This is a genomic window from Allobosea sp. 10L422 (genome assembly GCF_056395345.1).
This window is the reverse complement of record NZ_JBFTJI010000001.1, coordinates 323436-349003: the sequence shown is the minus strand read 5'-3', so window position 1 is coordinate 349003 and position 25568 is coordinate 323436. Positions and strand designations below refer to the sequence as shown.

24 protein-coding genes and 2 tRNA genes are annotated in these 25568 nt (G+C 66.0%); 12 read left to right on the top strand and 14 right to left on the bottom strand.

Annotated features, from left to right (window positions below):
• Positions 1-34: 34 nt before the first annotated feature.
• The 5 genes from cueR to modA form a co-directional block, all read right to left on the bottom strand.
• On the bottom strand, positions 35-445 hold the full coding sequence (gene cueR / locus AC1DEZ_RS01670) for a Cu(I)-responsive transcriptional regulator (protein ID WP_476778368.1): 411 nt from the start codon (positions 443-445) through the stop codon (positions 35-37).
• A gap of 1 nt (position 446) precedes the next feature.
• The gene (locus tag AC1DEZ_RS01665; RefSeq protein WP_476778367.1) at positions 447-2951 is read right to left on the bottom strand and encodes a heavy metal translocating P-type ATPase; all 2505 of its coding nucleotides are present in this window, start codon (positions 2949-2951) and stop codon (positions 447-449) included.
• A 221-nt stretch (positions 2952-3172) separates the two neighbouring features.
• Positions 3173-4267, bottom strand: a complete 1095-nt coding sequence (modC, locus tag AC1DEZ_RS01660; RefSeq protein ID WP_476778366.1) for a molybdenum ABC transporter ATP-binding protein — start codon at positions 4265-4267, stop codon at positions 3173-3175.
• On the bottom strand, positions 4264-4962 hold the full coding sequence (gene modB / locus AC1DEZ_RS01655; protein ID WP_476778365.1) for a molybdate ABC transporter permease subunit: 699 nt from the start codon (positions 4960-4962) through the stop codon (positions 4264-4266). Before modB ends, modC begins: the two co-directional genes overlap by 4 nt.
• Entirely contained in the window at positions 4959-5762 is an 804-nt protein-coding gene (gene modA, locus AC1DEZ_RS01650; protein WP_476778364.1) for a molybdate ABC transporter substrate-binding protein, read from the bottom strand. The genes modB and modA overlap by 4 nt, the downstream gene beginning before the upstream one ends.
• A 117-nt stretch (positions 5763-5879) precedes the next feature.
• Here modA and AC1DEZ_RS01645 point away from each other — a divergent pair, with 117 nt between their 5' ends.
• Both AC1DEZ_RS01645 and tsaA read left to right on the top strand, forming a co-directional pair.
• A complete protein-coding gene (locus tag AC1DEZ_RS01645; RefSeq protein WP_441513267.1) occupies positions 5880-6086 on the top strand; it encodes a TOBE domain-containing protein in 207 nt (68 codons plus the stop codon).
• Positions 6087-6100: 14 nt separating this feature from the next.
• Entirely contained in the window at positions 6101-6592 is a 492-nt protein-coding gene (gene tsaA / locus AC1DEZ_RS01640; protein ID WP_476778363.1) for a tRNA (N6-threonylcarbamoyladenosine(37)-N6)-methyltransferase TrmO, read from the top strand.
• A gap of 117 nt (positions 6593-6709) precedes the next feature.
• Here tsaA and AC1DEZ_RS01635 read toward each other — a convergent pair whose 3' ends face one another.
• The 3 genes from AC1DEZ_RS01635 to AC1DEZ_RS01625 all read right to left on the bottom strand — a co-directional run bounded on the left by AC1DEZ_RS01635 (position 6710) and on the right by AC1DEZ_RS01625 (position 8963).
• Entirely contained in the window at positions 6710-7231 is a 522-nt protein-coding gene (locus AC1DEZ_RS01635; protein WP_476778362.1) for a cupin domain-containing protein, read from the bottom strand.
• A gap of 13 nt (positions 7232-7244) precedes the next feature.
• Positions 7245-8102: a 3-mercaptopyruvate sulfurtransferase gene (gene sseA, locus AC1DEZ_RS01630; protein ID WP_441513270.1), complete on the bottom strand. Its 858-nt coding sequence runs from the start codon at positions 8100-8102 to the stop codon at positions 7245-7247.
• 144 nt (positions 8103-8246) lie between these two features.
• On the bottom strand, positions 8247-8963 hold the full coding sequence (locus tag AC1DEZ_RS01625) for an alanyl-tRNA editing protein (RefSeq protein ID WP_476778766.1): 717 nt from the start codon (positions 8961-8963) through the stop codon (positions 8247-8249).
• 172 nt (positions 8964-9135) lie between these two features.
• Here AC1DEZ_RS01625 and AC1DEZ_RS01620 point away from each other — a divergent pair, with 172 nt between their 5' ends.
• The gene (locus AC1DEZ_RS01620; protein ID WP_476778361.1) at positions 9136-9918 is read left to right on the top strand and encodes an SDR family NAD(P)-dependent oxidoreductase; all 783 of its coding nucleotides are present in this window, start codon (positions 9136-9138) and stop codon (positions 9916-9918) included.
• 8 nt (positions 9919-9926) lie between these two features.
• Here the strand turns inward: AC1DEZ_RS01620 and AC1DEZ_RS01615 are convergent, their stop codons facing one another.
• From AC1DEZ_RS01615 to AC1DEZ_RS01605, 3 genes are all read right to left on the bottom strand, one after another.
• The gene (locus AC1DEZ_RS01615) at positions 9927-11381 is read right to left on the bottom strand and encodes a cryptochrome/photolyase family protein (RefSeq protein WP_476778360.1); all 1455 of its coding nucleotides are present in this window, start codon (positions 11379-11381) and stop codon (positions 9927-9929) included.
• A gap of 78 nt (positions 11382-11459) precedes the next feature.
• Positions 11460-12302, bottom strand: a complete 843-nt coding sequence (locus tag AC1DEZ_RS01610) for a hypothetical protein (protein WP_476778359.1) — start codon at positions 12300-12302, stop codon at positions 11460-11462.
• A 359-nt stretch (positions 12303-12661) separates the two neighbouring features.
• Positions 12662-12735, bottom strand: a tRNA-Cys gene (locus AC1DEZ_RS01605).
• Between the two features lie 169 nt (positions 12736-12904).
• Here AC1DEZ_RS01605 and AC1DEZ_RS01600 point away from each other — a divergent pair.
• From AC1DEZ_RS01600 to AC1DEZ_RS01585, 4 genes are all read left to right on the top strand, one after another.
• Positions 12905-12979, top strand: a tRNA-Asn gene (locus AC1DEZ_RS01600).
• 184 nt (positions 12980-13163) lie between these two features.
• On the top strand, positions 13164-13805 hold the full coding sequence (locus AC1DEZ_RS01595; RefSeq protein WP_476778358.1) for a protein-L-isoaspartate O-methyltransferase family protein: 642 nt from the start codon (positions 13164-13166) through the stop codon (positions 13803-13805).
• A 173-nt stretch (positions 13806-13978) separates the two neighbouring features.
• Complete coding sequence (locus AC1DEZ_RS01590; RefSeq protein ID WP_441513276.1) at positions 13979-15394, top strand: TolC family outer membrane protein; 1416 nt, start codon at positions 13979-13981, stop codon at positions 15392-15394.
• A gap of 280 nt (positions 15395-15674) precedes the next feature.
• A complete protein-coding gene (locus tag AC1DEZ_RS01585) occupies positions 15675-16280 on the top strand; it encodes a PopZ family protein (RefSeq protein WP_476778357.1) in 606 nt (201 codons plus the stop codon).
• 56 nt (positions 16281-16336) lie between these two features.
• On the opposite strand, the gene AC1DEZ_RS01580 is transcribed toward AC1DEZ_RS01585, so the two are convergent.
• Entirely contained in the window at positions 16337-16630 is a 294-nt protein-coding gene (locus AC1DEZ_RS01580; protein WP_476778356.1) for a hypothetical protein, read from the bottom strand.
• A gap of 26 nt (positions 16631-16656) precedes the next feature.
• Positions 16657-17139: a pyridoxamine 5'-phosphate oxidase family protein gene (locus AC1DEZ_RS01575; protein ID WP_476778355.1), complete on the bottom strand. Its 483-nt coding sequence runs from the start codon at positions 17137-17139 to the stop codon at positions 16657-16659.
• 177 nt (positions 17140-17316) lie between these two features.
• Between AC1DEZ_RS01575 and dps the strand changes: the two genes are divergently transcribed.
• The 5 genes from dps (at position 17317) to AC1DEZ_RS01550 (ending at position 24678) form a co-directional block, all read left to right on the top strand.
• Positions 17317-17844, top strand: coding sequence for a DNA starvation/stationary phase protection protein Dps (dps, locus tag AC1DEZ_RS01570; protein WP_476778354.1), 528 nt, complete (start codon positions 17317-17319; stop codon positions 17842-17844).
• Between the two features lie 147 nt (positions 17845-17991).
• The gene (locus AC1DEZ_RS01565; RefSeq protein WP_476778353.1) at positions 17992-20811 is read left to right on the top strand and encodes a valine--tRNA ligase; all 2820 of its coding nucleotides are present in this window, start codon (positions 17992-17994) and stop codon (positions 20809-20811) included.
• A 152-nt stretch (positions 20812-20963) separates the two neighbouring features.
• Complete coding sequence (locus tag AC1DEZ_RS01560) at positions 20964-21545, top strand: YqaA family protein (protein WP_441513282.1); 582 nt, start codon at positions 20964-20966, stop codon at positions 21543-21545.
• A 453-nt stretch (positions 21546-21998) separates the two neighbouring features.
• Positions 21999-23729 (top strand): dihydroxy-acid dehydratase, encoded by a 1731-nt coding sequence (gene ilvD / locus AC1DEZ_RS01555; protein WP_476778352.1) that lies wholly within the window; start codon positions 21999-22001, stop codon positions 23727-23729.
• Complete coding sequence (locus AC1DEZ_RS01550) at positions 23716-24678, top strand: tetratricopeptide repeat protein (protein ID WP_441513284.1); 963 nt, start codon at positions 23716-23718, stop codon at positions 24676-24678. Before ilvD ends, AC1DEZ_RS01550 begins: the two co-directional genes overlap by 14 nt.
• Positions 24679-24781: 103 nt before the next feature.
• On the opposite strand, the gene xth is transcribed toward AC1DEZ_RS01550, so the two are convergent.
• The gene (xth, locus tag AC1DEZ_RS01545) at positions 24782-25561 is read right to left on the bottom strand and encodes an exodeoxyribonuclease III (protein WP_476778351.1); all 780 of its coding nucleotides are present in this window, start codon (positions 25559-25561) and stop codon (positions 24782-24784) included.
• Between the last annotated feature and the right edge of the window lie 7 nt (positions 25562-25568).

The following is a 25568-nucleotide window of genomic DNA, read 5'->3' as shown; positions in this document are numbered from 1 at the left end:
CGTCCAGACATTCAGCGCATGGCGGAACAGCGTCTCAGGCTTTGCCCTGCACCGGCGAGGTGGCGGCGAAATCGGCGAGGATCGGGCAATCCGGCCGGTGGTCGCCATGGCAATGCGTCGCAAGGTGCCGCAGCGTGTCGGCCATGGCCTTGAGTTCTGCCGCCTTTTCCTCGAGCTCGCGCACATGCGCCATGGCGAGGTTCTTCACATCGGCGCTGGCCCGGCTCTTGTCGCGCCAGAGCGCGAGCAGTTCGCGCGTCTCCTCCAGCGAGAAGCCGAGATCGCGCGAGCGGCGCACGAAGCGCAACGTATGGACGTCTTCATCGGCATAGACCCGGTATTGCGCGGCTGTTCGGGCCGGCGGTGTGATCAGGCCGATGCTCTCGTAATAGCGGATCATCTTGGCGCTGACGCCGGAGCGGGTCGCGGCTTCGCCGATATTCATCTCAGGTCTCCTGTACATGCGAAACCGGAACTTGGAAGCGCTTCAACCGCAGTGCATTGCTGACGACGCTGACGCTCGACAGCGCCATGGCGAGCCCGGCGAAGACCGGCGAGAGCAGGATGCCGAAGGCCGGATAGAGCACGCCCGCCGCGACCGGGATCAGCAGCGCGTTGTAGCCGAAGGCCCAGGCCAGATTCTGGCGGATATTGGCGATCACCGCCTGCGACAGGGCGATGGCGCGCGGCACGCCCATCACGTCGCCCGACATCAGCACCACATCGGCGCTCTCGATGGCGATGTCCGTGCCGGTGCCGATGGCGATGCCGACATCGGCCTGGGCGAGGGCAGGGGCGTCGTTGATGCCGTCGCCCACGAAGGCGACCTTGGCGCCGCGCTGCTGCAGCGCCTTCACCACCTCGGCCTTGTCGGTCGGCAGCACCTCGGCCCGGACTTCGTCGATGCCGAGCTGACGCGCGACGGCTTCTGCCGTGCGCCGGTCGTCGCCGGTCACCATCGCGACCCTGAGGCCGAGCTTGTGCAAGGCGGCGATGGCGGCGGGCGTGGTCTCCTTCACAGCATCGGCGATGGCGATGACGGCGGCGATCCGGCCGTCGATCGCGGCATAGAGCGGCGTCTTGCCCGCTTCCGCCAGCGCCTTGGCGCGGGCCGCGAAGGGCGAGATGTCGAGCTTCGCCTCTTCCATCAGCCGGTGCCCGCCGATCGCGACCTTGCGATCCTCGACCGTCGCTGTGACGCCGCGGCCGGGATCGCTGGTGAAATCGACGGGCTCGGCGAGCGCGAGCCCGCGCGCTTTGGCCGCCGCGACCAGCGCTTGCGCCAACGGGTGCTCCGAGCGGTTCTCGGCCGAGGCGACGAGGCGCAGGACCTCGTCTGCGCTGAAGCCCGACGCCGGCTCCATGTCGGTGAGCTCGGGCTTGCCCTTGGTCAGCGTGCCCGTCTTGTCGAGCGCGACGATCTGGACGTCCTTCAGCGCCTGCAGGGCGTCGCCCTGCCGGAACAGGATGCCGAGCTCGGCGCCGCGGCCGGTGCCGACCATGATCGAAGTCGGGGTGGCCAGGCCCATGGCGCACGGGCAGGCGATGATCAGCAGCGCGACGGCATTGACCAGCGCATGCGAGAGCGCCGGGCTCGGGCCGAATGTCAGCCAGACCAGGAAGGTCGCCAGCGCCAGCGCGATCACCACCGGGACGAACCAGAGCGTGACCCGGTCGACCAGCGCCTGGATCGGCAGCTTGGCGCCCTGCGCGGCCTGGACGGTCCGCACGATCTGGGCCAGCAGCGTGTCGGAGCCGACCTTCCGAGCGGTGAAGCGCAGCGCGCCCGAGCCGTTGATCGTACCGCCGGTGACGACGCTGCCGGCCTGCTTGCGCACGGGGGCGGGCTCGCCGGTGATCATGGATTCGTCGACGAAGGAGGTGCCGGCCGTGACCTCGCCATCGACCGGAACCCGCTCGCCCGGCCGGAGGATGACGACATCGCCGGGGCGGACGCTCTCGACGGGCACATCGCTCTCGGCGCCGTCACGCAACACGCGGGCGGTCTTGGGCTGGAGCGCGATCAGGCTGCGGATGGCGGCGCTGGTCCGCCCCTTGGCGCGAGCCTCGAACCAGCGGCCGAGCAGGATCAGCGTCACGATGACGGCGCCGGATTCGAAATAGGTGCCCTCCGTTCCCGCCGGGAGCAGATTCGGCAGGAAGGTCGCGACCGTCGAGTAGAGATAGGCCGCGCCGGTGCCGAGCATGACGAGCGAATTCATGTCGGGCGCGAGCCGCAGCAGCGCCGGGAAACCCTTGCGCAGGAAGACGAGGCCCGGGCCAAACTGCACGATGGTCGCGAGCGCGAAGGAGAATACGCGCACGTTCCATTCGCCGAAGGTGCCGGCGAGCCAGTGGTGCAGCGCAGGGACCATGTGCCCGCCCATCTCGACGACGAGCAGCGGCAAGGTCAGCAGCCCGGCGAGGATGACCGAGCGCAGCAACTTGCCTTGCTCCTCGTCCCGGGCGGCCTGCTGGCGCGAGGCCGCGTCGCCATCGGCCGCGACCGTCGGGCTCGCCTTGTAGCCGGCGCCGGCCACGGCCTTGACGAGGGCCGGGACGATCTCGTCGCCGGCGAGCGTCTTCACGCTGGCGCGCTCGGTGGCGAGGTTGACGGTGGCCTCGACCACGCCCGGCACGGCGCGCAAAGCCTTCTCGACATGGCCGACGCAGGACGCGCAGGTCATTCCCGAGACTGACAGCTCGATCATCGTCTCGACCGGCGTGTAGCCGGTGTGCCGGATCGCGGTCTCGATCTGCCCGAGATCGGTGCCGCCCTTGGCAAAAGTGACATGTGCCCGTTCGGTCGCGAGATTGACCGAGACCGCATCGACCCCCGGCACCGCTGCGATGGCGCGCTCCACATGGGCGACGCAGCTCGCGCAGGTCATGCCCTCGACGCCCACATCAAGGGTTTCGAGGTCGTTCCTGCTCCTGTCGATGACCGTCATCGCCGTCTCCTTTAGGGTGATGACGAGCGATATAGGGCTTCCCATGGTGGGAAGGTCAAGGGGTGTAATGGGCTTCGAATTCTCCGATCACCGGTTTGGCCGTCATGCTCGGGCTTGACCCGAGCATCTCATGCCGAAAGAGGCTCTTTTCATCTCATCCTGCCTAAGATTCTCGGGTCTGCGCTTCGCTTCGCCCGAGAATGACGCCCTGACCGTCCGGATCAAGGCATCTCGACCGAGACGCTCTTGATCACCGCATGGACCGGCTTTCCGGGCGCCAACCCGAGCAAGGCAACGGATTTCGCCGTCAGACGCGCCGCCAGCTTCGCCTCGCCGCAGGCGATGAGCAGATGCACGGTGCTGCCGCCGAAACCGCTCCGCTCCCCGATCTCGGAGATTGTGCCGGACAGCACGTTGAGCGCGCTGATGTCTCCGGGGCGGCCGAGGCTGAGCATGACGTCGCTCGCCAGGATGCGGATCTTGATGCGCTGGCCTTGCTGAAGCGTGCCGCGCGCGATCGCCAGCGGCCCGGCCGGAGTCGTGAGCCGCGCCAGCCCGAAAGCTTCCTCGAAGCCGGCGACCTCAGCCGAGAGCAAGGTGCTCGCCTCCGGCGCCCCCGGCCGCGCCGCCAGATCGGGGCGGGCGAGGATCTCGACTGTCGGACCGCAAGCGGCGATGCGCCCGTTCTCGACCACGGCGACGGTGGTGGCGAGGCGCGCGACCTCCGCCAGCGCGTGCGAGACATAGACGATGGGTATGCCGACCTCGTCGCGCAGCCGCTCGATATGCGGGAGGATCTCGGCCTTGCGCGCTTCGTCGAGCGCGGCCAGCGGCTCGTCCATCAGCAAAAGGCGGGGCTGCGCCAGCAGGGCGCGGCCGATGGCGACCCGCTGCTTCTCGCCACCCGAGAGGGTGCCCGGCCGCCGCAGCAACAGATGGCCGATGCCGAGCAACTCGAGCACCTTGTCGAGTTCGGCCGGCTTGCGCTGTCCGCGCGGCACGAACCAGTGCCCGAACAGCAGGTTCTGGCGCACGGTGAGATGGGGGAAAAGCCGGGCCTCCTGAAAGACATAGCCGATGCGCCGGCGGTGCTTCGGCAGGAAGATGCCACGTTCGGTGTCGACCAGCGTCTCGCCATCGACTCGGACATAGCCGGAATCCGGGCGGATTAGCCCGCCGATGACATTGACGAGCGAGGTCTTGCCCGAGCCCGAACTGCCGAACAGCGCGGTCAGGCGCCCGTCGGAGGTGAAGGAGGCATCGAGCTTGAAGTCGCCGAGCCGGTGCCGGACCGCGATATCGAGGGCGGGCTTCATTCGATGTCGATCCGGCGACCGACGATGCGCGCCATCAATTCGGAGAGGAAGAGCGCCGCGACCGAGATCACGATCGAGATCAGCGTCAGCCGCATCGCGCCGGCGTCGCCGCCCGGAACCTGCGTGAAGGTGTAGATCGCGGAGGGCAGGGTCTGCGTCTCGCCGGGGATGTTTGAGACGAAGGTGATCGTCGCGCCGAATTCGCCCATCGCCTTGGCGAAGCAGAGAATCATGCCGGCGATGATGCCGGGCAGGCAGAGCGGCAGGGTGACAACGAGGAAGACCCAGAGCGGGCTGGCGCCCAGCGTCCCGGCGGCGGCTTCCAGCTTGCGGTCGACGGCTTCGATCGAGAGACGGATGGCGCGGACCATCAGCGGAAAGCCCATCACGCCGCAGGCCAGCGCCGCACCCGTCCAGCGGAACGAGAAAACGATCCCGAACCAGTCATAGAGGAACTGCCCGATCGGCCCGCGCCGGCCGAAGCCGATGAGCAGCAGGTAGCCCGTCACCACCGGCGGAAGGATCAGCGGCATGTGGACGATGGCGTCGAGCAGAGACTTGCCCCAGAAGCGCCCGCGCGCCAGCAGAAGCGCAACGCCAAGCCCGAGCGGCAGGCTCGCGAGCATGGCCGTGCTGGCGACGATGAGGCTGAGCCTCACCGCCGTCCATTCTTCGGGCGAAAGCCAGTCGGTCACGAAGAGGTGGCGGGCTTGTTGAGAACCGTGAAGCCCTGCTTCTCGAAGACAGGCTTGGCAGCGGGGCTGCGCAGATAAGTCAGGAAGGCCTGCGCATCGGGATTGGCCGAATCCTTGGTGATGGCGACGGGATAGACGATCGGCGGATGCGAATCCTCGGGGAAGGTTGCGACGACCTTGACCTGCGGGTCGGCGGCCGCGTCGGTCGCATAGACGATGCCGAGCGGGGCCTCGCCGCGCGAGACCAGCAGCAGAGCGGCGCGGACATTGTCGGCTTGCGCGATCTTGTCCTTCACCTTGTCCCAGGCGCCGAGTTTTTCCAGCGCAGCCTTGCCGTATTTGCCGGCCGGGACGGAATCGACATTGCCCATGGCGAGGCGGCCGGAGCCGACCGCCGCAGAAACATCGACGCCGGGCTTGAGGTCGAGCTTGGCGGTCGAATCCTTGCTGGTAACGAGCACGATGCGGTTGCCGAGCAGGCTGACGCGGGTGTCCGGCTTGATCAGGCCCTTGCTGGCCGCATAGTCCATCCAGTCGAGATCGGCCGAGACGAAGAGATCCGCCGGGGCGCCGTTCTCCAGCTGCTTCGCGAGTGTGTTGCTGGCGGCGTAGGAGATCTTCGGCGCGGGCTTGCCGCTCTCCCTAACCCAGTTGGCGGCGGCCTCGTCGAGCGCATTTTTCATGCTGGCAGCGGCGAAGATGACGAGGTCCTTCGTCTGCGCCTGAGCGGCGTTGAACGCCGGGGGGAAACTCACGGCAAGGGCAAGGCCCATGCCCAGCAGGGTGCGACGCTTCAACATGCTGTTCCTCGCTCGAATTTATCGTTGTATATCGATGGATATAACGATGGTTGCCGCGCCCCCCGAGCCAAGTCAAGGCGCCGTCGCAGTCGGGTTGTCGCAACGAAAGGACGAGCCATGAAGATCAGCGCGCGCAATCAGCTCAAGGGCAGGATCGTCGAGATCACCAAGGGCGCGACGACGGCCCATGTCCGCATCGATATCGGCGGCGCGATCGTGACGTCCTCGATCACCAACGCGGCGGTGGACGATCTCGGGCTCACCATCGGCAAGGAGGCCTATGCCGTGGTGAAGGCTTCCGACGTGATGATCGCGATCGACTGAGGAGGTCTGCCGCCATGGTCCGCGAGAACGAAATCCGCGAGAAGGAGGTCGCCGTCGCGCCGCCGCAGGCGACCGATGCCGGCCTCGTCTTCATCGGTACGATCCGCACGCCCTGGACCTCGCGACTGACCTGTCCGCGCCAGGGCAGGGCGGACGGGCCGATCTGCCGCATCGAACTCTTCCCGCCCTGGGACGAGGCCCTGGATGGCGTCGAGCGCTTCGAACGGCTCGAGGTGCTCTACTGGCTGCACCAGTCGCGCCGGGACCTCGTCCGCCAGAGCCCAGCCAACAACGGCAAGACCCACGGCACGTTTGCCTTGCGCACGCCGGTGAGGCCCAATCCGATCGGCACCTCGATCGCGACGCTGGTGGCGCGGGAAGGGCGGGTGTTGCTGGTGCGCGGGCTCGACTGCCTCGACGAGACGCCGCTCCTCGACATCAAGCCGGACCGCACGCTGTTCACGCCGATCGCGCCGCCGCAGCCCGGCGATTTCGAGACGGGTTGAGGTTGCCCCGTTGAGAACGCCGTCGTTCTAGGGCGGAGCGAAGCGCAGACCCGAGAACCCTGGCAGGAGATGCTCGGGGCAAGCCCGAGCAAAACGACGGCGTTTCTGCAGTCCCGCTCAGCCGTGCGGGTGCTTGTGGATGGGGTCGACCCAATAGACCTCTTCCGGCTTTTCGACCGGGTCGACATCGGTGATGTTGACCACCACCGCCTCGTTGTCCGAGCGCACCAGCACGCATTGCAGTGGGTTGTCGGGATCGGCGTTGATCTCCTGATGCGGCACGAAGGGCGGCACATAGATGAAGTCGCCCGGCCCGGCCTCGGCGACGAATTCAAGCCGCTCGCCCCAGCGCATGCGGGCCTTGCCGCTCACCACATAGATCACGCTTTCGAGCTCGCCATGGTGATGCACGCCGGTCTTGGCGTTGGGCTCGATCGCAACCGTGCCGGCCCAGATCTTCTGCGCACCGACACGGGCATGGTTGATCGCCGCCTGCCGGAACATGCCCGGCGTCTGCGCCGTGTTGGGATCGAGCTTGTCGCCGGAGATGACGCGCACGCCATCATGTTTCCAGCGCGGCTCGCCGTCATGGCTGTGATCGTGCGGGTGGTCGTGCGAATGATCGTGGTCGTGGTCCATGGCAGTCTCCCGATCAGTCCTTCTTCGCTGGCCCGGTCGCCACAGGCCGCTGGCCCATGCCCCATTCGGACCATGAGCCGTCATAGATCGCCTTGGCCGGCTTGCCGACGGTCTCGAGCGCCGTCGACAGAATCACGGCCGAGACGCCCGAACCGCAGGTCATGATCGAGGGCTTGTCGAGATCGACGCCGGCATCCCGGAACAATTCCGTGATCTCCTCGGGAGACTTCAGCCTGCCATCGGAGGTGAGTTGGGATGACGGAAGGTTGAGCGAGCCGGGAATATGGCCGGAGAGGAGACCGGGACGCGGCTCCGCCGCTTCGCCGCGGAAGCGGTCGGCCGCGCGCGCATCGACCACTTGGATCGCCTGCGAGGCCGTGGCCCGCGCCACGTCCTCGGCATTCGCGACGGCGCCGTTGTCGAGCCGGGCGGTGAAGCTGCGGGGTTGGCGCGGCTGCGGACTGTCTTCCTCGACGGGACGGCCCTCGGCGAGCCATTTCGGGAAGCCGCCGTCAAGGATAACGACGTCTCGTGCGCCGAACACCTTGAAGGTCCAGCGCACGCGCGGCGCCGAGAAGAAGCCGAGCCCGTCATAGACGACGATGCGCATGCCGTCGCCGATGCCAAGCGCGCCGACGGCCGCCGCGAATTCGGGGGCGGATGGCAGCATGTGGGGCAGGGACGAGCGGCTGTCCTTGATCTTCTCGATATCGAAATGGACCGCGCCGGGAATGCGGCGCTGGGCATATTCGGCCGCTCCGTCGCGCTTCTGCGCCGGCAGATACCAGGAGGCATCGACGACGACGATATCGGGCGCGTTCAGGCGCTCGGCGAGCCACTCGGTTGAAACGAAAACGTCTTCACGGGCCATAGGCGTATCCTCTGGGCAAAGTCTTATCTGATGATCGGATCCGCTCCGTCATTCCGGGCTTGCCCCGGAATCCATCATGGAACGAGATGGATTCCGGATCGGCGCGGCCTCGAAATGACCGTGACGGTCCGTCGAAAGCCAATCTCAGGCCAGCGCGATGCGCACGCGCCGGTTCTGTTTGCCCTTCTTCTCGATATCGGTGACGCTGACGAGGCCGATCTCCGCCGTGTTGCGGACATGGGTTCCGCCGCAGGGCTGCAGATCGATATCGCCGATAGCCACGAGCCGGACGCGGCCCGAGCCGCGCGGCGGCTTGACCGACATCGTCTTGACCAGGCCCGGATTGGCGTCGAGCTCCTCGTCGGTGATCCAGCGTTCGGTCACGTCGGCATGGCGCGCGACCAAGGCCTGGAGCTTTTCGGTGATTTCGGCCTTGTCCAGTCCGCCTTCCGGGATGTCGAAATCGAGCCGCCCGTCGCCATCGCCGATCGATCCCCCCGTGACGGGGAAGGGCAGCACGACGCTGAGCAGATGGAGCGCGGTGTGCACGCGCATGCGCTTGAAGCGGCGCTCCCAGTCGAGCACTGCCGTGACGGCATCGCCCGGCGCCGGCAGCGCCTGTCCCTCAGCGGCAACATGGATGACGCGGCTCTTGTCCTCGGGATCGTAGATCGTGGTGCCGATGGCGACGATGCCGCCGTCCGTCAGGCGGAGATGCCCGACATCGCCGGGCTGGCCGCCCCCGGTCGCGTAGAACACCGTACGGTCGAGGATGACGCCGCCGCGCTCGTTGACGGTTTGGACGGTCGCAGGCGTCTCCTGCAGATAGGCATCCTGGCGAAACAGCAGTTCGGTCGGCATGATCTCGTCAATCTCGTGGGTCGCGCGCAAGGCGCCTTCGCCGCGCAGACTGCACCGATTGCTGCGACTGTGCCACAGCCTTGGCGGGATAACGGGGATGATTTGGACCGCATGGCTTCCGGCATCGCGTTTCGATGCCTAGATGGCTGTTCCGATCAAACCGGAGCCGCCGATGGCCTTGCCCCGCATGACCCCGCAGGACGGCGTCGCCTGGATCACCGGTGCCAGCTCCGGCATCGGCGCGGCGGTCGCGCTCGAGTTGGCGCGGCGCGGCTGGACGGTCGCGATCACCGCGCGCAGGACCGATGCCCTCGAAGCGGTGGCGCGCGAGGCTGAAGGCCTGCCGGGCCGGATCGTAGCCCATGCCGGCGACGTGACCGACGCACAGGCGATGCGGGGAGTGACGGAGGCCATCGAGAGCATTCACGGACCGATCGCGCTGGCGTTCCTGAATGCCGGCATCGCGTCGGGGCAAGGCGGCAGGATCAATACCGAGACGGTCGAAAGGGTTGTCGCGGTCAATCTGCTCGGTGTCGTGAAAAGCCTCTTCGCCGTGGAGCCGCGCATGGCTGCCCGCGGGCGCGGCCAGATCGCGGTCAACGCGTCGCTGGTCGGGTACCGTGGCCTTCCCGGTGCTGCCGCCTATGGTGCCGCCAAGGCGGGCGCGATCTATTTCTGCGAGGCGCTGCGCTTCGATTGCAAGGCAGCCGGCATTCGCCTGCAACTGGTCAATCCCGGTTTCGTCGACACGCCGATGACGCAGGGCCGGCGATTCCCGATGCCGTTCCTGCTGACGGTGGAGGATGGCGCCCGTCGAATCGTCGACGGCTTCGAGCGCGGCGGCTTCGAAATCACCTTCCCGCGTCGCCTCGCGTGGATCCTGAAGGCGGCGCGGCTATTGCCTTATCCGATCTATTTCGCGCTGATGTCCCGCTTTGCCGAGCGGCCTGACTGAGCGTTGCTTCAACGGTTGCGGATCTTGGCGAATGCATCGAGCGCGCGCTGGCGCCCGAAGGCGAGGTCGACGAGCGGGGCCGGATAGGTCTCGCCGATTCGCACTCCCGCCGCGCGCAACGCCATCTCGGACGCCTTCCACGGCTCGTGGATGTCGTCATCCGCGAGCCCGGCCAGCTCCGGCACCCATTTGCGCACATAGCCGCCGGCGGGGTCATGGGTCGCGCCCTGCGTGACCGGATTGAAGATGCGGAAATAGGGCGAGGCGTCGGCGCCCGATCCCGCCACCCATTGCCAGCTGGCAGCGTTGTTGGCGGGGTCGGCATCGACGAGCGTGTCCCAGAACCAGGCTTCGCCGGCGCGCCAGTCCTGCAGCAGATGCTTGATCAGGAAGGACGCCGTGACCATCCGGACGCGGTTGTGCATCCAGCCTGTCGTCCAGAGCTCGCGCATGCCGGCGTCGACCAGCGGGATGCCGGTCTGTCCACGCTGCCAGCGGCTCAGCGCTTCCCTGGCGGGTTGCCAGGGAAAACAGTCGAAGCGCTCATCGTAGTTGCGTGTCGCCAGCTCGGGATTGTGGAAGAGCAGATGGTAGGAGAATTCCCGCCAGCCGATCTCGGACAGGAACTTTTCCGCATCGCGTTCCGATCCCGCCGCCTCGCCGGTGGCGCGGGCATGACGGAGCGCATGCCAGATCTGGCATGGACCGATCTCGCCGAAGCGTAGATGCGGTGAAAGCCGCGACGTCGATTCGCGGCGTGGCCGGTCGCGGCCTTCGGCATAACCCGCCAGTCCGCCGGCGAGAAAATCGTTGAGGCGGGCCGAGGCGCCGTCTTCTCCCGGCGTCCATTCCGCCCGCATGCCCGCGGCCCAGTCGGGCTTCCGGGGCTCGAGCCCGAGATTCGGCAGCGCAATGCTGAGAGGCTCGACCGAATCGGGCAGGGCAAGCGCCTCGATTCGCGCTGGCGCAGGAATCGGAGCCAGCGGCTCGCCCTTCTGCCGGGCGGCGCGCCAATACGGCGTGAACACCTTCATCGGCTGCCCGGTCGTGGTTGTGACCTGCCAGGGCTCGTTCAGGAGATGGCTGTTGAAGCTATGGACGCTGATTCCGCACCGCGACAGTTCTTCCTTGAGCTGGCGATCGAGCGCGATCGCCTCTGCCTCGTAGCGGCGATTCCACGTGACCAGCCTGATCCCGGCCGCTGCCGCGACGCGTGGAATCAGCGCAGCCGGATCGCCTTGCATCAGCACGAGCTCGCTGCCTTTCTGCGCCAGCGCATTGCCGAGCGTGTCGAGCGAGCGCGACAGCCACCAGCGCGAGGCTGCGCCGAGCGGGCGACGATCGGGGCTGGTGTCGAGAATATAGAGGCAGAGGACCGGCCCGGCCTGCGCCGCGGCGGCGAGGGCAGGGTTGTCAGCCAGTCGCAGATCGTTCCTGAACCAGTGCAGGGCGTGTTGGGCCATCATTCCTCACCCGCGGGGCGCAACATCGCGCGCACGCCAGTCATGCCGGCACAAACGCGGCAGGCGGCTATACAACGGTTAGCCTGGCACAAATTTCAGGTTGGCGGGCTCGAAACAGAGCAACCGCTTCCATTCGTGCAGGCCAGCCCCGCCATGCTCCATGGTGCCGTACATGAGCCAGCGAAGGCCTTGGACTTGAGGGTCCTGTCGATCCGTGAGCCAGCGGGCCACCTCAAGGAAAAGGAGCTTCACGGCGCCCGTTTTGAGATAGTCGCCATGCCCCATGATTTCGTGTGTGCGGCACATATTGCCGACGCGCCTCAGCGAAATGTATGCAACGAGCCGTTCGCCGCCTTCTTCCTGAATGAAGGCCCCCCATGTCAGTGTCCAATGCGAGGAGCAGGCCGGCGCGGAGGGTGGGGCAAGCGTATCGACGAGATTTGGCCCGACGCCAAACCATGCGGACAGCACCGGCCCCCCGGAACGGAAGCGTTTGGAGGCGGCGATAGCTGCGATGCTGGCGGCATAGCTCTCCGCTTGAATGGGTGCGCAGCTGACGCCCAGGCGGGCGGCCTTCTTGCTCGCACGCACGATGTTGCCGTGGGAGCGCTTCGCAACGGCACGGATATACGAGTCCGATGTCGGAAAACGATCCAGGTCCAACAGCATGGCGGTAGGAACGGTCCAACGCCGAAGGCCCGACCGAGGCGCGTTTCGCTCATGGAAGCGACGCGCATCGGAAATAATATGGCTGCACAAGGGGTGCAAGCAGCGTTGCGGCGCTTCGGGCTCCAGATGCGCGATCGGCAGGATTTGATCAGGCTTAAGGCCGAAATCGCGCAGCCGTGTTTTTCGCGTTACCGACAGCCAAGGATCGAGCGACTTGTGAAGTTGGTTGGTGAGCGACTTCGCGAGTGTCATGGCGAGCTTTTCTGGCGGTCCTAAAACTGAGAACCGACCCTGCGACCCAGATATATGACAGTTCGCGACATGGCGATAAGCAAGTGGCGACTGCTGTCGCAGTCCGCACGAGGCATCGGATATTTGGCCAGGCAATCGGCCCAATAGCGTTCTCGGCGATGTTGAAGGCAAATCACCGAAGCAGGCGGCGCTCTACGCGAAGAAGACGAGCCGCCGCCGCCTGGCCGGATTCGGCGCGGCGAGAATCACGCTCTCCACGGGCAAAAGCGCGGACAAAATTGTCCCGCCGGAAAGCGGGGTGGTCGAAAACCGGGACAAATCGGGGAAAAGCGCAAGGAAACCAGCGCTTGAAAATCTGTTGGAGGCCTCGCCCGGAATCGAACCGGGGTGCAAGGATTTGCAGTCCTCTGCGTAACCACTCCGCCACGAGGCCTTCCGGCGAAAGCGGCGTCTGCCGCTTCAGCGAAAGCGCTATAACCACAAGCCGCAGTTCGCCGCAAGCCGGCATCGCACCGTCCACAGCGTTGATGACAAATCTGCTTCGTTGGCTCGCAAGGGGCTTGCGCTGCCGGGGGCGCCCCGCTATGACCCCGCCACGTTGTTCCCGGATAGCTCAGCGGTAGAGCAATCGACTGTTAATCGATTGGTCGCAGGTTCGAATCCTGCTCCGGGAGCCAACATTTCCCCCCGAAATCGTTAGTTCGCCCAAACGCCCGCCGCCTTGTTGCGATGCAAGGCGCGCTTGCCTTTTGCGCGCGGGTCGAACACAAAGCAGCCGTGACGGCGCTGAGCCGGCCGCGTGGAATGTGCTCTCGTAGCCGCTGCGCGCCCGGTGCCAGCGCAGACGGAGAATTCAGGGTTATGGAAGGTTTCAGCGGGCTGCGCCGCAACATGGTCGATTGCCAGTTGCGTACCTATGACGTGACCGATCGGGCCGTTCTGGCTGCGGCCGCTGCGGTCCCGCGCGAGGTGTTCGTCCCGGAAAATTTCGCGCATCTTGCCTATCTCGATCAGTCGATCGCCTTGCCGGGCACTGGGCGTGCGCTGATGGCGCCGATGGTCATCGCCCGCATGATCCAGCTGCTCGACCTGCAGGCGGGCGAGGATGCGCTCGAATATGGCGGCGGCTCCGGCTATGGTGCGGCTCTGATGGCCCATGTCGGCGCCAAGGTGACATTGTGGGAGCCCGACTCGGCTGCTCGCACTCTTGCCGAAGGTGCGCTGCGCGCCGCCGGCGCTCGCCAGGTCACGATCACTGCCACGCAGCCTGCCAGCGAATCGTTCGACGCGATTCTGGTGAGCGGCTCTTGCGAGACCGAGCCGGAATCGCTCTTCCCCTTGCTGCGTGCCGAGGGGCGGCTGGTCGTGGTCGAGGGGGCAGGCCGCGCCGCCCGCGTCAAACTCTATCGAAAATCCGCGGATATCGTTGCCGGCCGCCCGGTGTTCGACGCTGCGGCTCCGGTTCTGTCCGAGTTCCGGCGACCGGAGGCATTCATCTTTTGAGCGTTTGCATTTTCGAAAGGAGGGTGTCGCATTTTTGTGGCAGGTTCCGAGGGAAATGCTCTTGACGGCACCCATGCGTTGGCTCGCGGCGTCGGGCAGAGTATGAAATTGAGACTTATGCCGAGGCTGGGGCGTAGCCTGGGCGCGACTTCAGTGCGCACACGAGGCGTCCAGTGAAAAGACAATACGACAAGATTTCCGGGTTCGGGCTCTCCGCCATCATCGCCTTGGCGATGTCAGGCGGATGGGCTTTGCCTGCGGCGGCCCAGTCGATGGAAGCCGCGCTGGCTCGGGCCTATTCAGGTAACCCGACGCTGAATTCGCAGCGCGCATCGGTGCGCGCCGTAGACGAGAATGTTCCGCAGGCTCTTTCCGGATATCGGCCCCGCATCCAGGCTTCGGCCGATATCGGCGCGAGCATCTTGGAGACCGACACCCCGGCCGGCAGTACGTCATCGGGCCTTCACAACAGCACTGTCAGTCGGCTGGCGCCGCGCGGCGCCGGCGTTTCGATCACGCAGAACATTTTCGACGCCGGCAAGACCCGCAACTCGGTCGGCCAGTCCGAATCGCAGGTGCTTGGCGCACGCGCCACCCTGCGCAATACCGAGCAGAACGTGCTGCTCGATGGCGCGACGTCCTATATGAACGTGCTGCGCGACACGGCGATTCTCAGCCTGAACCGTAACAACGTTGAGGTTCTGGAAGAGCAGCTGCGCCAGACGCGCGACCGATTTCAGGTCGGCGAAGTGACGCGAACCGACGTCGCGCAGGCCGAGGCGCGGCTGTCCTCCGCGCAGTCGCAGGCGATTCTCGCCGAATCGAATCTCAAGACCTCGGTGGCGCGGTTTCGCCAGAATATCGGTATCGAGCCCCGTTCGCTGACGCCCGCCCGTCCGGTCGAGAACCTCCTGCCGAAATCGCTGCCGCTGGCGCTGAATCATGCGCTCGGAAATCATCCGGCGATCGTCGCGGCCCTGCACGGCGTCGATGCCGCCGAGTTGCAGGTGAAGGTGACGGAAGCTGACCTCTATCCGACCTTTGGCGTCACCGGCACGGTCCAGCAGCGTTACGACAGCACGTTCTTCGGCGACAACCGCCTGTCGGCGACCATCGTCGGCGCGCTGACGATCCCGATCTATGAGGGCGGGCAGGTCTATTCCCGCACCCGCCAGGCCAAAGAAACGGCCGGGCAACGCCGGATCGATGTCGATACGCAGCGCGATACGGTTCGCGCGGCAGTCGTCTCCGCCTGGGGCGGGTTGGAAGCGGCCAAAGCGCAGATCATCGCCGCGCAGGCTCAGGTCGAGGCGTCCTCGACGGCGCTTGCCGGCGTGCGCGAAGAGGCCAAGGTCGGCCAGCGAACCACTCTCGACGTCCTGAACGCGCAGCAGGAGCTGGTCAGCGCGCGTTCGAGCCTGGTGACGGCGCAGCGCGATCGTGTCGTCGCTTCCTATGCGGTGCTTTCGGCCGTCGGCAAGCTCTCCTCGCAGACGCTCAAACTCAAGGCGGAGACCTACGAACCCCGCCAGCACTACGATCAGGTCAAGGGCCTGTTGTGGGGCACGCAGACGCCTGACGGCCGCTGAGGCTCTCCTTAAATGCGGCTGGCCATGATGCCGGCCGCCTCGAGCATCGGTCCGAAAAGTGGAATTCGCTTTTCGGACAAATCCGATGCTCAGACAAAGGTAGATCGCCATTGCGCGAGGACGCGCGGCTACCGGGGCCGGCGCATTCGCGCAACAGCGCCGATTTCTCCTGTGGGATAGGCTGTGCTCGCCTTGTCTGCCCCGCAAGTCGTGGAATACTCAGCTCTTGGAGCAGCGTTGATTCCATCGGCGCGCCCGTTGTCGAAACGGTCAGGCCTTCATGAGCGCGCAAGCCAAGCCCAACGAACCGTCGATGGAGGAGATTCTCGCTTCCATTCGCCGGATCATTTCGGACGATGAGGCGAAGCCGGGCGAGGCTGCTGCCGCTCAGGTTCTGCAATCGGAGCCCGAGCCCGAGCCCGAGCCGGCCACGATAGCTGCTATCGACGATGACGTGCTTGATCTGGGAGCCGAAGCCGCTCTGATCGCAGCCCCGACAGCTGCGCCTGCAGCTGAAGCGGAACCAGCCCCACCGATCAGCATCGTCGACGATTCCGACATCGCCTTCGCCGATGAGCAGCCGGCCGTTGCTGTTGCGGCGCCGCCGCCTCCTGCGCCGGAACCGGCTCCCGTCATCGCTGCGTCGCCCGCGCCTGCCGTGGACATGGCAAGCCTGCTCTCGGACCAGGCCAGCTCGGCCGTGACCAACGCTTTCGGCCAACTCGCCAGCACCGTGCTCAGCAACAACGCCCGGACGCTGGAAGACCTGGTCAAGGACATGCTCAAGCCGATGCTCAAGACCTGGCTCGACGACAACCTTCCGACGATGGTCGAACGTCTGGTCCGCTCCGAGATCGAGCGCGTCGCCCGCGGCGGACGCAGCTGACCGGCTCCAAGGCCCGCCCGCTCCTGCGGCCGCTCATGGGGGCAGGCGGAGCGCCATCAGGTCTCGGTTCGTTGCGAGCTTTCCCGGGGAGGGCTGGCGGGTTGCACTCGGCGCCGCCGGACGACAGCGGGTGCTGCCTGGCGGCGGCGTGGCCGCCGAGCCCGGCTGTCGAAGGCCCCGGCTTCCCTGAGCCGTTCGAGCCCGTATCCAGCGACAGCGAGCAAGGTCGCGGGTGCGCCAAGCCGCGACACCAGCATCGTCAGCCCGACCGCAATCGGACGCGGATAGCGCCCCGAGGCGGCCTCGGCGGCGAACCATGCCCCGAGGCCATGAACAATGAGCTTCAGCATCGTTTTTCCTGTTCAGCAGCAGAGCTTTAGAGGACGACCTTGCGGTGCTCTCCGAGTTCGGGTTTCGAGCCGGTCAGAGCAGCCGCGGCCATCTTGACGCTGGTGACGATCTTGCCGGGGCTGTCCCAGAACTCGGCCATTGCGGGCCGCACGCGCAGGATGCGGATGTTGGGATCGTTCTCGTCGTCCCAGAACGCCTTGTTGCTCGGCTCCCACAGGGCACGCACGCGGGCGCGATCGTCGACCAAGCTCGCCGTGCCGCTGATCGACAGATAGCGGTGTCCGCTCGTGTCGGAGAAGGCGAGGCAGACATTATCGTTGATCTGGATCTCGTCGTCCTTGTGATGGCGGCGATCCGTCAGGAAGTAGATGGTGTCCTCCTCGCGCTTGCCATGGGCGTGCATCGGGCGCGCCCGAAGCTCGTCGCCATTGCCGTCATGGGTCACGAGCATGGCGAATTTGATCGAGTCGATGAGGTCCCAGACGCGTTTCTGATCGTTGTGAGGCATGTCGGCGTCTCCCGTTGAGCTGTCTTGGATGCAACGGATCGCCGCGTGGCAGGTTCCCTCCGGCGTTCAGGCCTTGGCGAGGGAACAATGGCGCCCCCCACGCGTAGGGAGTGGCGCGCAGCGGCCGTTCTCGGCGCGGCGTTTTCATGTGTCGCTTTCCGCTCAGGGGGATTTGCCATGGCCAAGCCTGCCACCAAGACTGCGCCGAAGACCTCCGCATCCGCGAAGATCGTCAAATCGAGCAAGATCGATCTGGCTTCGAACACCAAGACGAAGGTCGTCGGGCTGCTCAACGAACGACTTGCCGACGGCATCGATCTGGCGCTGGTCACCAAGCAGGCGCACTGGAATCTGAAGGGACCGGGCTTCATTGCCGTGCATCTCATGCTGGACGGCTTTCGCGACGACCTCGACGAGCATGTCGACACGGTCGCGGAGCGGATCGCGCAGCTCGGCGGCATCGCGCTCGGCACCGCGCAGACGACGGTCGCGGCGACCTCGCTCAAGCCCTATCCGACCGAGATCGTGTCGGTTCAGGACCATCTCCACGCACTGATCGAGCGCTATGCCGACACCGGCAACAAGGTTCGCGACGCGATCGACGCCTGCGCCGAGGCTGGCGACGCCGATTCCGCCGACATCCTGACGGCCTATTCGCGCATGCTCGACAAGTCGCTCTGGTTCCTGCAGTCGAACCTTGGTTGAGCCGCTTCAGCGCAAGGCTGGCGATCGCCCGTCATCGAAAACGTTGACGGGCGCCCTTCGCATGCGCTCTTAAGACACGAGACCTTTTGGCCTGTGATCTTTCCGGCCGGGGCAGGTTCCCCGGCCTTTCTGCGTTCGAGCGATGTGATGATGGACAAGACTTTCGAGCCGGCAGCCGTCGAGGCCCGGATCAGCAAGGCCTGGGACGAGGCTGAAGCCTTCAAGGCGGGCAGGGGCGCCGCCGCCGGGGCCGAGCCCTATTGCATCGTGATCCCACCGCCAAACGTCACCGGCTCGCTGCATATGGGCCACGCGCTCAACAACACGCTGCAGGACGTGCTCTGCCGCTTCGAGCGCATGCGCGGCAAGGACGTGCTCTGGCAGCCCGGCACCGACCACGCGGGCATCGCGACGCAGATGGTCGTCGAGCGCAAGCTCGCCGCCGAAAACCGCACCGACCGCCGCACGATGGGGCGCGAGGCCTTCCTGGCCGAAGTCTGGAAGTGGAAGGAAGAATCGGGCGGCACGATCGTCAACCAGCTCCGCCGTCTCGGGGCCTCTTGCGACTGGACGCGCGAGCGCTTCACCATGGACGAAGGGCTGTCGGCCGCCGTCCTCAAGGTCTTCGTCGGCCTGCACAAGCAGGGGTTGATCTATCGCGCCAAGCGCCTGGTGAACTGGGATCCAAAATTCCAGACCGCGATCTCGGATATCGAGGTCCTGCAGGTCGAGAAAACCGGCACGTTCAAATGGGAGCGGGGCGGCGAGGAGCCCTTCGACGCCGCCAAGCTCGACAAGGCGCTGAACCGCGATCCGAACGGCCATCTCTACTATTTCAACTACCCGCTCGAAGGCGCGACCTACGACGCGGACGACGCTTCGACCTTCATCACCGTCGCCACGACCCGTCCAGAGACGATGCTCGGCGACACCGGCATCGCCGTTCATCCGGACAACGAGACAATCGGCCATCTGATCGGGCGCGATGCCGTGCTGCCGCTGGTCGGCCGCGTCATCCCGATCGTGCCCGACGACTATGCAGATCCGGAGAAGGGCACCGGCGCGGTCAAGATCACCCCGGCGCATGATTTCAACGACTTCGAGGTCGGCAAGCGCCACAAGCTCGATGTCGTCAACATCCTCGACGGCGAGGCGCGCATCCTGCTCGCCGGCAACGAGGACTTCCTGGCCGGATCCAAGCCGGAAGCCGAGACGCTCGCGCTCGACGGCCTCGACCGTTTCGTCGCGCGCCGCCGCGTCGTCGCGATGATGGCCGAGCGCGGCTATCTCGCGAAGGTCGAGCCGCATGGCCATACCGTGCCGCATGGCGACCGCTCCGACGTCGTCATCGAGCCCTGGCTGACCGACCAGTGGTATGTCGACGTCAAGCCGCTGGCCGACCGCTCGATCAAGGCGGTCCGCGACGGCCGAACGACCTTCACGCCCGAGAACTGGACCAAGGTCTTCTACGACTGGCTTGAGAATATCGAGCCCTGGTGCGTCTCGCGCCAACTCTGGTGGGGCCATCAGATCCCAGCCTGGTATGGACCGGACGGCGAGGTCTTCGTCGCCGAGTCGGAAGCTGAGGCGCAGACGCTGGCGATGGCGCATTACGGTGACACCGTCGCGCTCAAGCGCGACGAGGACGTGCTCGACACCTGGTTTTCCTCGGCGCTCTGGCCTTTCTCGACGCTGGGTTGGCCGGAGCAGACGGCCGAGCTGAAGCACTATTACCCGACGGCGACGCTCGTCACCGGCTTCGACATCATCTTCTTCTGGGTCGCCCGGATGATGATGATGGGCCTCAATTTCATGGACGAGGTGCCGTTCCGCGAGGTCTATCTGCACGCCATCGTTCGCGACGAGAAGGGCGCGAAGATGTCGAAGTCGAAAGGCAACGTCATCGATCCGCTGGTGCTCGTCGACAAATACGGCGCCGACGCGCTGCGCTTCACGCTGGCCGCCATGGCGGCGCAGGGCCGCGACATCAAGCTCGCGACTTCCCGCGTCGAGGGCTACCGCAACTTCGCGACCAAGATCTGGAACGCCGCGCGCTTCGCTGAACTGAACGGCTGCCTGCGCGCTGCCGATTTCGACCCAGCCGCCGTCAAGCAGCCGCTGAACCGCTGGATCCTCAGCGAAGCCGCGCAGGCGGCCGAGGAGGTCGCGGCCGGCATCCCCAGCTTCAAGTTCAACGAGGCGGCGGGCGCGGCCTATCGCTTCGTCTGGAACCAGTTCTGCGACTGGTATCTGGAGCTTGCCAAGCCGGTGCTGCAGGGCGAGGGCGTCGATGCCGCGGCGAAGGCCGAGACGCAGGCGACGGTCGCCTACGTCATCGACCTGATCTGCCAGCTCCTCCACCCCTTCATGCCCTTCCTGACCGAAGAGCTCTGGGCGCAAAAGGCCGAGGCCGGCGCGCCGCGCAAGCTGGCGACGGGCGATGCTTCGCTGGTCTGCCTCACCCGCTGGCCCGATCTTTCAGCGCTCAAGGATTCGGCGGCCGAGGCCGAGATCGGCTTCGTCGTCGACCTGATCTCGGACATCCGCTCGGTGCGCTCGGAGGTCAATGTTCCCGCCGGCACGCAGGCGCCCCTCGTGCTCGTCAACGCTTCCGCTGCGACGCGGGCGACGATCGAGAGCTGGCGGCCGATGATCGAGCGTCTCGCTCGCGTTTCCGACATCGCCTTCGAGGCGGCTGCGCCGGCGCAATCGGCACAGATCATCGTGCGCGGCGAGGTGGCGGCGCTGCCGCTCGCCGGCCTGATCGACCTCGACGCGGAGCGCACGCGCCTGACGAAGGAACTCGCCAAGCTCGACCAGGACATCGCGATCGTCGAGAAGAAGCTGGGCAACCCTGATTTCATGGCCCGCGCGCCGGAAGAGATCGTCGAGGAGAACCGCGAGCGCAAGGCTGCGGCGCAAGCGCGCAAGCTCAAGATCGCCGAGGCCCTGACGCGGCTATCGTGACCGGCCACCGCAATCCGGTCACGGCAATGTCGTCAAATTGACGTTGATCCAAGAGAGGACTGGCAATCTCTCGCGGACCCCGCTTAGATGCGCCCGACGCAAATCCGCCATGCAGAATGCGTGGCGGCCAAAGGACCGGCTGTTCAGAACCCATGCTCAAGCGAGCTTATGACTGGTGCGTTTCGTACGCCTCCCATCCTGCTGCCCCCTGGCTGCTCTTCGCCATCACCTTCGTTGAAAGCTCGGTCAGCCCGCTGCCGCCGATCCCGCTGTTGATTCCGATGTGCATCGCCCGGCCGGACCGCGCCTGGTTCTATGCCGGCATCTGCTCGCTCGGCGCGGTGCTCGGCGGCTATCTCGGCTATGCCATCGGCGCTCTGCTCTACGAATCGGTCGGCGCCTGGCTGATCGGCATCTACGGGCTGCAGGACAAGGCCGCGCACCTGATCTCCTCCTCGCAGGATTACTGGTTCTGGGTTCTCGTCACCAAGGGCCTGACGCCGATTCCGTTCAAGATCGTCACGATCATGTCGGGCTTCCTGCATTTCGACCTGTGGAAGTTCACCATCGGCATGGTGGTGTCGCGCACCACCTTCTTCCTGATGATCGCTGTGGCCTTGCGCTTCTATGGCGACGACATCCGCATCTTCATCGAGAAGCATCTGCCGATGACCGCGCTCGCCCTCCTCGCCATCATCGTCGGTGGCTTCTTCGTCCTTCCCATGGTGCTCTGAGCGGCTTCTTGAAAACGCCAGCCTGATCCCGAGGGGCGCCTTCGGGCGCGTCTCGAAGGATGGCCCTGATCTCGCCTGAGTCTCCTGGAGCATCCTTCGAGACACCATTCCCGGCGGGATGGCTCCCGAGGATGAGGGCTTGAGGGAATTTGCAGACGGGTCTGAGCGGCCGCTGCGTCAACTGCCGCACTCAACTTTGTGACATCGCCGCAACACACCGATGAGATCGGCGCCCCGCGCTCTCGCGACTATCGCAATCGCCGCGATGCCGCCACAAACGGCGCCCAGCAAAACGGGGCGTTAAGTCCCTGAGATATATTCAAATTGGAACTAACGTGCGGGTATCGGATCGGTTCCGGGCCGCTGTTGGGTATTCGGGGGTGCGATTGCTCCCGGCGTGCATGGCGTGGCACATCTTCGCGCCGTGCTGGCCGGGGGACGGGACGAGTGGCGATGGATACGCGTGTGTTCGACAAGTCGAGGCTGCCGAGCCGCCATGTGAGCGTTGGCCCGGCCAAGGCCCCGCACCGCTCCTACTATTATGCGATGGGCATGACCGCGAAGCAGATCGCGCAGCCCTTCGTCGGCGTCGCCTCCTGCTGGAACGAGGCGGCCCCCTGCAACATCTCGCTGATGCGCCAGGCCCAGGCCGTGAAGAAGGGCGTGGCGTCCGCGGCCGGCACGCCGCGCGAGTTCTGCACCATCACCGTCACCGACGGCATCGCCATGGGCCACCAGGGCATGAAGTCGTCGCTCGCCTCGCGCGAGGTCATCGCCGACTCGGTCGAGCTGACCATGCGCGGCCATTGCTACGACGCTCTCGTCGGCCTGGCCGGCTGCGACAAGTCTCTGCCCGGCATGATGATGGCGATGGTGCGCCTCAACGTGCCATCGATCTTCATCTATGGCGGCTCGATCCTGCCCGGCACCTTCAAGGGCCGCCCCGTGACCGTGCAGGACGTGTTCGAGGCCGTCGGCAAGCATTCGGTCGGTGCGATGTCCGACGAGGACCTGAAGGAGCTTGAGGAGGCCGCTTGCCCCTCGGCCGGCTCCTGCGGCGCCCAGTTCACCGCCAACACCATGGCGACGGTCGCCGAGGCGATCGGCCTGGCATTGCCCTATAGCTGCGGCGCGCCGGCGCCCTACGATGTCCGCGACACCTTCTGCTACACCGCCGGCGAGATGGTGATGGAGCTGATCGCCCGGAACATCCGCCCGCGCGACATCGTCACCCGTAAGGCGCTCGAGAACGCCGCGATGGTCGTCGCCGCCACTGGCGGCTCGACCAATGGCGCGCTGCACCTGCCGGCGATCGCACATGAATGCGGCATCGACTTCGATCTCTTCGAGGTCGCAGAGATCTTCAAGAAGACGCCTTACATCGCCGACCTGAAGCCGGGCGGAAAATACGTCGCCAAGGATATGTTCGAGGTCGGCGGCATTCCGCTCGTCATGAAGAGCCTGCTCGATGCCGGCTTCCTCCATGGCGACTGCCTGACCGTCACCGGCCGCACCATCGCCGAGAATATGGCTTCGGTGAAGTGGAACGATCAGCAGGACGTCGTCTACCGTGCCGACAAGCCGATTACGGTCACCGGCGGCGTCGTCGGCCTGCAGGGCAATCTGGCGCCCGAAGGCGCGATCGTGAAGATCGCCGGCATGCCGGAAGATCAACTCGTCTTCACCGGCCCCGCCCGCTGCTTCGACCGCGAGGAGGACGCCTTCGAGGCCGTCAGGAACCGGACCTACAACGAAGGCGACGTGCTCGTCATCCGCTATGAGGGTCCCAAGGGCGGCCCCGGCATGCGCGAGATGCTGTCGACCACCGCCGCCCTCTACGGCCAGGGCATGGGCGACAAGGTCGCGCTGATCACCGATGGCCGCTTCTCCGGCGCGACCCGCGGTTTCTGCGTCGGCCATGTCGGCCCCGAGGCCGCTGTCGGCGGCCCGATCGGCCTGATCTGCGACGGCGACATCATCGAACTCGACGCCATCACAGGAAAGCTCGCAGTCCGCCTTTCTGATGCCGAACTTGAAGAGCGTCGTAAGGGCTGGAAACCGAGGAAAACCGACTACAACTCCGGCGCGCTGTGGAAATACGCGCAGACGGTTGGCTCCGCCAAGGGCGGCGCAGTCACCCATCCAGGAGGGGCGGCCGAAACCCATTGCTATGCGGATATCTAGCTCGACCATAGCATGCCTGTTCCTGTTCCTGGGTGGCCAGCAGGCCGCCTGGGCCCAGGATCTTGCAGGCGGAAAGCCGGTACCGCCGCGCGCTATTCCGGGCGCCGCGCTGCCGGAACCGGGCGATTCCCTGTCGGGAGCCCCCGGAGCGGCGATTGTCGCTCCCGCACCCAATACGCCGACGGGGCATACGGCGCTGCCGCTCGTGCCGTTCAACAGCGCGCGCGATGCGTTGCGGGCCTGGATGCGCGATTCCTCTGCCGGCGATAAGGTCGGCGCCGTTCGCGCACTCGAATACGCCGCCTCGCAGGGGCACCTCACCGCGCAGTACAAGCTGGGCCGGATGTATGCCGGAGGCGAGGGCGTTCCGGCCAATGATCTCAAGGCCTTCGAGTATTTCTCGAAGATCGCGGACGAGAATGCCGACGCCATTCCGGGCACGGCCGAGGGCCGTATCGTCGGCAGCGCCTTCGTTGCGCTGGGCGGCTACTTCTCCGACGGCATCAAGGGCAGCTATGTGAAGCCCAACCCCGACCGGGCTTTCGACATGTTCAATTATGCTGCCTCCTATTTCGGCGACCCGGACGGTCAGTACAATCTCGGCCGCCTCTACATGACCGGCCAGGGCACCAGCCGCGATCCGCGGCAGGCGGCGCGCTGGATGAAGCTCGCTGCCGAGAAGGGGCATGCACCGGCGCGCGCCGCTTTCGGCGAGATGCTGCTGCGCGGTGGCGAGGGCGTGCCGCGTCAGCCGGTGCTCGGCCTGATGTGGCTCGCCATGGCCCGCGAGGGTGCCGACCCGGCGCGCGAATCCTGGATCATCGAGCGTCACGCCGCCGCCTTCGCCGCAGCTTCCGCTGCCGATCGCTCGGCGGCGCTGGCCCTCGTCGAGCGCCAGCAAATGGCGAGCTCGCGCAACAGCGGCAACAGCAACAACGGCCAGAACTAGGGCGCCGTCATTCTCGGGCTTGCCCCCGAGAATCTCAGGACGAGATGGCGCTGGTTTCCGAGATGCTCGGGTCAAGCCCGAGCCTGAAGGCTGGTTGCCGCCCTCAGTTCAGCTCGACCATCACGGGCACGTGGTCGGACGGCTTGTCCCAGCCACGGACATGCTTGGCGATCCTCACTCCTGCGAGCCTGTCCGCGGCTTGTGGAGAGAGCATAAGATGGTCGATGCGGATGCCGTTGTTCCGCTGCCAGGCGCCAGCCTGATAATCCCAGAAGGTGTAGAGTCCGCCGGCATCGGTCGTGCTGCGCACGGCCTCGGTCAGTCCGAGATTGATCAGCCCGCGGAAGGCGTCGCGTGTCTGCGGCAGGAACAGCGCGTCGCTGACCCAGGCGGCGGGATCGCGGGCGTCGCGCGGCTCGGGGATGACGTTGTAGTCGCCGGCGAGCACCAGCGGCTCCTCCTGCTCCAGCAGCATCCGGGCATGGGCGGTCAGCCGCTGCATCCAGCCGAGCTTGTAGGGATATTTCTCGGTGTTGGGCGGGTTGCCGTTCGGCAGATAGATCGAGGCCACGCGCACCACGCCGTCGCCCAAGGGCAGCACCCCTTCGAGATAGCGCGCCTGTTCGTCGCCATCATCGCCGGGCAGGCCGCGCCGGACATCCTCCAGCCGGGAACGGCTGAGAATCGCGACGCCGTTGAAGGTCTTCTGGCCGTGGGTCTCGACCTGCCAGCCGGCCGCCTCGATCTCGGCGCGCGGGAAATCGGCATCCACGCACTTGATCTCCTGCAGGCAGAGCGCGTCGGGCTCAGCCTCCTTCAGGAAATCGAGCAGGTGGCCGAGACGCTGGCGCACCGAATTGACGTTCCAGGTGGCGATACGCACGAGACGC